We start from the raw sequence: 7,349 nt of genomic DNA on the forward strand, positions 1-7,349 counted from the left end.
AAAGGGCAGTTGCAAAAATCCAGTAATGGAAAGAAACAGAAACCTAATTCGTGAGTATTAGGAATCCCTGCCGTAAACGGCAGGGAGGATGTCAAAAAGAAAAATTCTATCTTCTGGAATTGAGATTGTTTTAATGCGATCGCTGACTTCAATATTGATTGCATAATTTGCCATGCTTGGTAATATAACCTATGCCAAAATGCTTATTTACTCGCTCATTAATGCATCTTTAAGCGGATTTATATTTGCAGCTAAAGATTGATGCTGTCCGTGTCAGAACTTAATATGCTTTAACTATTACTTGCAGCAATTCAATTGAGGAATGTGATAGTGAAACGCTTTAATGTCTCTAAAATTATCGGAAGTACTGCTATTGCTCTAAGTTTGGCTACCTTGCCTACAGTTCTGCCTGCTTCTGCTCAGACAACAAGCACTACTGATGGAACTGTTACAAATACTACTACAGACACCTCTGCTACCGACAGAAATTATCGGGATGGCGATTGGGGTTTATTGGGCTTGCTCGGTTTATTTGGTTTATTTGGTCGTAAGAGCCGCAAAGCGGATGATAATGTAGCTTATCGTGACCCTAATGCAGTAGGCTCCTCTAGCTCCCGTTCTAACTTTTAATAATGAGTTGCGTTCTAATTTCGCGTAAATCCTAAAGATAATTACGGGTAAAGCCTGCCAATGCAGGCTTTGTTCGTGTGTATACATAACTGCAAGCCTTGGGGAGTGAGGGCGTGTTAACAATTAATATTCTTTTAGAGCTATTTCGTTCTAGATATAAACCGCTCATAAAATTCCTCTTTTATACCTGAAGTCCGTTAAAATTGACCATAACCTTTTTTCAGTCGTCTTTAGACGACTTTCGCTATTAGACTCAGAATTCATTCTGAGGCGGACTATGAGTTCACAGCTAACATCTCAGCTATTTAGCCAACAAATAAATGAATTAAAATTTTTTTAGCTTTTTATATTATTTAATTGAGAAAAAATGGAAGATTCAGTATTTATTATATTCCTTGGCTTTGGGTGTATTTGGATTTTGATGGGAGTTGTAGGTTGGATTGCATTTTTAAAATCTGAGGGTGAGGAAATTAAGTTTGGTAAGTGGGGACTTATAGTTGCTATTCCAATCTTAATACCAATAATTGTTTCTCTTATCATTGGTATATTGTATAAAAAATGAACAATTACTTATTAATTGCACCCCTAACCAAAATCACTGTACTTTCTACACCAGAGGCGATCGCTTCTGGAATATTACCTTGAATCGCCTGCTGCAACAATCCCTCTTGCGATGCTCCCAAAACTACAACATCATAACCTTCGGTTTTAACTAAGTTAATCACACCTTCTGCGACTGAATTAGCCTGGACTGGCAGAGCAACAACACTACTGGACAACTTTCGCCGCCGCATCAAATGGCGGATGGCTTGTTCTGAAACTGACATATCTGGCTTGAGTTCAGATGGCTTAAATACTTGTGTCAGGCGAATTTTTGGATCATTGCCCAATGTAATTAAAGCCGGTAGCAATTTAATCGCTAGTGGGGAATTGGGGCCACCAGCCATCGGGACTAGCCAGCGATTGAAGGAGTACCCAGTAGTGCCTAATTTTACTAAGACTACTTCGCAGGTGGCTTGGCGAATTATGGTCTCTACAACGTTGCCAAAAATCAGACCAGGGGTAGATGTGCTACCCTCCCATCCCATTAAAATTAGGTCGATGTGTTCTTCATTGATTGTCTCTAAAATTGCCTGCGCTACATCGTGGGTAACTCGGATCTGCGTGTGCAAGGGAATTTTCCATTTTTTTGCTAAGACTTCCGCCTGTCGTAGCAAACGGCGACTTTTTGTCGTCCTTACCTGTGTTTCTGATGGGGAACTGTGGCGGGGTATCAGCATAACTTGCACGCAATCTATTTCATAATGGCGATCGCGGGCAATAGCTGCTGCCATTTGTAATAAAATACCTGCTGTTTCAGGATTCGCTACTGGCACTAATAATCTACCATTACCAGTGCTGGGCGATCGCGTTTGATAAACTATATAAGAAGGTTCTGGTCGCAGTTTAAGAGTCCGGTTATCACAATTGAGATGATCTGCTTCCGCCCGAATAATATCTGCACGAGTAATAATTCCGATCAGTTTTCGGCCATCCACCACAGGTAAGCGACTGATTTGATAGCGATCGAGTAAATACAGCACATTGCTTAGGGTGTGGATTGGTGTTACTGTCATCGGGACAGGCGTCATAATTTCTTTTAACAAAATATCAGCTAAATTGCGATCGCGGAGCGTGTGCTTTGCACTCTCGCGTGTTTTCAGCAAATCTGATTGTGTCACAATCCCTACTAGCTTGTTATCCTCTACTACAGGGAAACCGCGATGATGAGAACGAGCAAAGAACTGCTTTGCTTCTTCCAAGCTCATCTGTGCATCTAGAGTTTCTACCCGTTCTTGCATCACATCTTTTGCAGTTAACTTGGTTAATGCTCCTTCCATCGGAACTTCTTTAGTCAGAGTGATGCCTTTTAATTCCAAAAGTTTCTCATAAAGCGAACCAGGCACTACCTTATCCGCAACTAAGTAAGCTGCTACAGAAACAATCATCAAAGGTAGCACCAGATTGAAATCTGTAGTCATCTCAAACACAATCACAATTGCTGTGATTGGCACTTTAGAAACGGCGCTAAAAAATCCACCCATACCGGCTAGCGCATAAGTAGCAGGAGAACCGGCTCCGGTGATGTATAACTCCAATACACCAATAATGTGACCTAAACAAGAACCCAAAATCAGACTGGGAGCGAATAATCCCCCTGGCGCTCCTGAACCAAATGCTATGAGTGTGAGAATGAACTGTGCTGCAAAGGCGATCGCTGCTACGGTTGGATGAGAACCTCCAGTAATTAAAGACTCCCGAAAACCCGTATTATTACGAAAGGATTCGGGGAGCATTGCCACGACAACACCAGAGATCAATCCAGCCAAAGCTACTCGCAGTGGTAAGCTGAGATGTAATTTTCTATAAAATTTAATACTAAATATTAAGCCACGATCAAATAATGCACCCAATAAGCCTGCCAAAATACCCAATAGCAGGAAAAAGGGAATTTCTGGAATAGAGAATTGGCTAGAAGATTGAGTCAATTGCAGGTTAAGTGCAAGAGAGCCACCACCTAAAAGTCGGGATATCACCCCACCAATAAAGGAGGCGATAATCGCAGTACCCAGAGTCAATCCTGATAAATCCTGGAGTAACTCTTCAACGATAAATAATACACCTGCGATCGGGGCATTAAAAGCAGCTGCCAAACCCGCACCCGCACCTGCTGCAACCATTTGCCGCCGATGATCTGGGGAAGTAGGAACCCAACGACTCATCCCTGCTGCCAAACCTGCCCCTACATGAACGGTAGGGCCTTGTCGTCCCAGAGTCATACCCGAACCTATGACGATGATGGCACTGATTAACTTCACACCTGCCACGCGCCAAGATAATCTTATAGGTACATTGGCAAGACTGGCTTTTACCTGCGGAATACCGCTACCATAAGCCTCTGGTGCTAATCTATCCACCAACCATCCAGCTACAAATCCCAGGACAAGACCAATTGCTGGTAATGCCAGCCAAGCCGGTAAAAGGTGGGTAGTATGGACTCGCCATGTCCCCAGCCATCCCGATCCTACTTTCAGAAATACCGCAGATAGGGCAGCAACCAGACCGATAACACAAGCTTCGGCGATCGCTAAACCTCTTCTAGGCTGCCACCAGGTGCGAAAGCGCTGATTCAGAACAGGAAGAGACATGATTTTTGGGGATTAGGGGATTGGGGATTGGGGATTGAGGATTGGGGATTGAGGGAATAGGATATGAGGCTTTGAATTCCGTTAATGAGTCTTTGAACTCCGTTAATGAGTCTTTGAACTCCATTAATGAGTCTTTGAACTCCGTTAATGAGGCTTTGAACTCCATTAATGAGTCTTTGAACTCCGTTAATGAGGCTTTGAACTCCGTTAATGAGGCTTTGAACTCCATTAATGAGTCTTTGAACTCCGTTAATGAGGCTTTGAACTCCATTAATGAGGCTTTGAACTCCGTTAATGAGGCTTTGAACTCCGTTAATGAGGCTTTGAACTCCGTTAATGAGTCTTTGAACTCCATTAATGAGTCTTTGAACTCCGTTAATGAGGCTTTGAACTCCATTAATGAGGCTTTGAACTCCATTAATGAGGCTTTGAACTCCATTCTTCTACCTCAATCCCCAATCCCCAATCCCCAATTTAATTACTTCTCCCCGTCGTGGATAGTCCTTCTACTATTAGAGATGGAGTATAACAAGAACCATTCCAATCAGCATCATTACCTAGTTTAACCAATTGCTTAAGGGCAGTGTAGACATTACCTGCCACCATCGTATCCTTAACGCGCCCAATTACCTGACCATTTTTGACGCGGTAGCCTAAATCAATGTTGATTGAAAAATCTCCAGATATGCTGCTGTCACCGCCCAGCATTTGATCCACAATTATGCCATTATCCAGTTCTTGAATTAAATCTGGTAGTGATGCTGAACCTGGCTGGATCAGAAAATTAAATAAACCAGGGGTGGGATAGCTACCTAAACCAGGGCGAAAACCATTTCCAGTGGTGTCAGTATCCAGTTGGCGTCCGGTGGTGCGATCGCCATAAAAATGCTGTAAAATTCCGTTTTGGATAAATACTAAAAATTGAGTAGGAGTGCCTTCATCATCAAAAGGGCAACTATAAGGGCCGGCTTCTGGATCTTGGTAGAGGGTGAGACTGGGGGCAACTACTGCTTTACCCAAACGTTCTCCCCAAGGGGAAGCTACTTCTAAAACTCGCTTGCCATTCAAAGCTTCTTGCACAGTTCCCCAAAGCATATCAGCAGCTTTAGAAGTGAACAAAATCGGGATGCGACCATTAGGAGATGAGACATTTTCTCCGGCCCAAATTAACCGTTGTAAAATTTGGTTAGCTAATATTTCCGGGTGGAGTTCGCCCCGCTTAGTTTGGCCATCGGCAACACTTAAAAAATCATCACCGCGCACCCATTCGGCTGATATATAGCAATTAAGGGTAGTATCAGTGTAGTAACAATCTAAACCTTTAGTGTTGACTATTCTGGTAGTTTCAGCATCACATTCCCAGTCACCATTGCAAACAACATCGGGATAGGCATCGCGGATGAGTGCGATCGCTTCTTTACCCCAGTCCACCAAAACCTCTATCGGCACACTTTCCCCTAAATTTGGGTAGGAGGGCTGAGAGTTAGAGCCTAATTCTACTGTTTCAGGTAGATTCAGTTGACTTAGAGCCAGAGCTTTTTCCACCATTACTTCGGCTAGAACAGAACCGTAAGCCACCGTCAGTCCCGGACGCCCGTTTCGCCAAAGTCGTAGTGCTGTGCCTTCAGATTGGTTAGTTTCTAGCTGTTTGAGTCGGTTTGCCTCAAAAAACACTGGACGAGAAAGCGATCGCGACTGATACACCTCAGCTGCTTCTGCTCCAGATTTTATAGCTAGTTCCAGCAGCTGTTCTGCTAGTGTATCTTGTGACAAATTTTCAGAACCCATGACTCTTAGTGCAATTGTGGATTTTGAACCGCATATCAACGCCCTCTCTTGAAAAGTGCGATCGTCAAAAACCGACGATTAAACTTTCTACGTGATGAACGCAGATAACCATCCAAAAATCATCAGCGTTTCTTACAGTTACGATTTGGAACCACAGATCAACACTGATGGACGCAGTTAATTATCCCAAATCATTGCCATGTCTCAACGGATCTAGTCATTAGGTGATTTCCAGAATAAAAATTACCACCCAATATCATTCCATCGTAGGGTAGAACGGCTGTTCGCTCTTCTAATCGGTAAATTCTTTCTTGTAAATCACCTTAGTCATTGGTCATTGGTCATTTGTGACTCCTCTCCAGTCCCCAGTCCCCACTCCCCAGTCCTCACTCCCCACTCCCCATTTTCAAAGATTCACCTCTTGCAACAGCCAAAAACCAGCAAAAGCTTCTGCTTTAGGATCAGACTGTACACCGATAAAATGCATTCCGTTAGCTTTTTGCTTGGCTTCTTCAAAACCTTTGGCTTCTGCTAAAAGTTGAGGTTTTTTGATATTTGCCACAATCCAGCTTTCGGTTACACCAGTTTCTAAAAGCAATCTCGCTTCTTCGCTGGTATCAAATCTTAAGAAAGCTAAATCCAAACCAGACATCCAGCCTGCCAAGGGCAATGCTCTAGGTGAGAAAATTAAAATCCCAGGAATACGGGTTTCAGGTGAAACTTTTGCCAACTCTAGGGGGAAAGCTTCACCAAAGCCAATTTCCCACTCTGGCATTTCTGCCAAATCCGCAGCATCTAAGGTAACAAATACCCACTGCTGTCCTTCCAAAGCATCTGGTAAACGTTGCGGCAAAGGTTTTTCCAAGCGGACTGAGGGATTAGCCCCCCCTTGATACCCTGCCTCTTGAGGATACACTTCCTCCATGCGCTGTTCTAACCAATGATTGAGAACCAAAGTACGGCGGCTAGGCTGGGCGGGAATGCCCAAGTCTTGGCAGGCTTTAGTAATCATGTTGTTCATTTGGCGGCGGAAAAAGCGGATTTTAATTGGTGCTTTTCCCGCTTGGTTAATAGCTTCCTGCAATGCTGTCCGCAACCAGCCCGAATTTACCTGGGTACTGGGACAATATTGAGCATAGCGAAACAAAGAATCTACTTTTGTACTGATATCCAAGGCGCTTTCGCAGACTAAGACTTCCCAAACTTTTTTCTGATTATCGTCCAAAATCGGACGGGAGTAAAAATCGATTTCCCAAATACTGCCCATGTTTTGCGGTAAAAATCTGGCTGTTATGTTTTCCTGATATGTTGATCATACGAGTCTTAGGGCAGCAGGGGAATAAGGGAGTTGGGAGTTGGGACAAGGGGACAAGGTAGATTAATGAGTTTCTGAACTTAATGCTTCAAGTTCTAACTCTTCCCCTTATCCCTCATAGTTTGAGCAGAACATAGGAAGTTTTTGGAGTAATAGGTTTGGCGATCGCTCCTAAAAGAGTTTATTGTCTCCATAATATAAATACAAAATATGTCAAAATAATTTGTCATTGATAATGATGCTAACGTAATTCGTAGTTATAGAATTCAATTACGAATTATGGCATTGCTGATTTCATGTATGAAAATGATTTTGCATAATACCAAAATTCTTGTAAGTAGGTAGGCATGAAAAAACCAACCTATGTAAAGATAAGTAAATACGGAGAATGCATCTACCGAGGTGACTTAATATATGGGCGCTCGTTT

The 7,349-nt window shown here is 43.0% G+C and carries 6 protein-coding genes; 2 read left to right on the plus strand and 4 right to left on the minus strand.

Annotation, left to right across the window (positions count from 1 at the left end):
* Nucleotides 1–330 precede the first annotated feature (330 nt).
* Both V7K25_RS25070 and V7K25_RS25075 read left to right on the plus strand, forming a co-directional pair.
* Nucleotides 331–630 (plus strand): WGxxGxxG family protein, encoded by a 300-nt coding sequence (locus V7K25_RS25070; protein ID WP_335161640.1) that lies wholly within the window; start codon nt 331–333, stop codon nt 628–630.
* A gap of 367 nt (nt 631–997) precedes the next feature.
* Nucleotides 998–1,192 (plus strand): hypothetical protein, encoded by a 195-nt coding sequence (locus tag V7K25_RS25075; RefSeq protein WP_335161642.1) that lies wholly within the window; start codon nt 998–1,000, stop codon nt 1,190–1,192.
* 4 nt (nt 1,193–1,196) lie between these two features.
* Here V7K25_RS25075 and V7K25_RS25080 read toward each other — a convergent pair whose 3' ends face one another.
* The 4 genes from V7K25_RS25080 to V7K25_RS25095 form a co-directional block, all read right to left on the minus strand.
* On the minus strand, nt 1,197–3,818 hold the full coding sequence (locus V7K25_RS25080; protein WP_335161644.1) for a chloride channel protein: 2,622 nt from the start codon (nt 3,816–3,818) through the stop codon (nt 1,197–1,199).
* Nucleotides 3,769–4,257 (minus strand): hypothetical protein, encoded by a 489-nt coding sequence (locus V7K25_RS25085; RefSeq protein WP_335161646.1) that lies wholly within the window; start codon nt 4,255–4,257, stop codon nt 3,769–3,771. The genes V7K25_RS25080 and V7K25_RS25085 overlap by 50 nt, the downstream gene beginning before the upstream one ends.
* Nucleotides 4,258–4,292: 35 nt before the next feature.
* On the minus strand, nt 4,293–5,606 hold the full coding sequence (locus V7K25_RS25090; RefSeq protein ID WP_335161648.1) for a TldD/PmbA family protein: 1,314 nt from the start codon (nt 5,604–5,606) through the stop codon (nt 4,293–4,295).
* A 406-nt stretch (nt 5,607–6,012) separates the two neighbouring features.
* Nucleotides 6,013–6,873 carry a Tab2/Atab2 family RNA-binding protein gene (locus tag V7K25_RS25095; RefSeq protein WP_335161650.1) on the minus strand — a complete coding sequence of 287 codons (861 nt, stop codon included), beginning with the start codon at nt 6,871–6,873 and terminating at the stop codon, nt 6,013–6,015.
* Nucleotides 6,874–7,349 lie beyond the last annotated feature (476 nt).

The sequence above is a fragment of the Nostoc sp. genome (assembly GCF_036919495.1).
In the GTDB taxonomy this organism is placed as follows: Bacteria; Cyanobacteriota; Cyanobacteriia; order Cyanobacteriales; family Nostocaceae; genus Nostoc.

Excerpts from the sequence above, each read along its gene's own strand:
- V7K25_RS25080 (WP_335161644.1), bottom strand. The coding sequence starts at position 3,818 with ATGTCTCTTCCTGTTCTGAATCAGCGCTTTCGCACCTGGTGGCAGCCT.
- V7K25_RS25095 (WP_335161650.1), bottom strand. The coding sequence starts at position 6,873 with ATGGGCAGTATTTGGGAAATCGATTTTTACTCCCGTCCGATTTTGGAC.
- V7K25_RS25085 (WP_335161646.1), bottom strand. The coding sequence starts at position 4,257 with ATGGAGTTCAAAGCCTCATTAATGGAGTTCAAAGCCTCATTAATGGAG.
- V7K25_RS25075 (WP_335161642.1), top strand. The coding sequence starts at position 998 with ATGGAAGATTCAGTATTTATTATATTCCTTGGCTTTGGGTGTATTTGG.
- V7K25_RS25090 (WP_335161648.1), bottom strand. The coding sequence starts at position 5,606 with ATGGGTTCTGAAAATTTGTCACAAGATACACTAGCAGAACAGCTGCTG.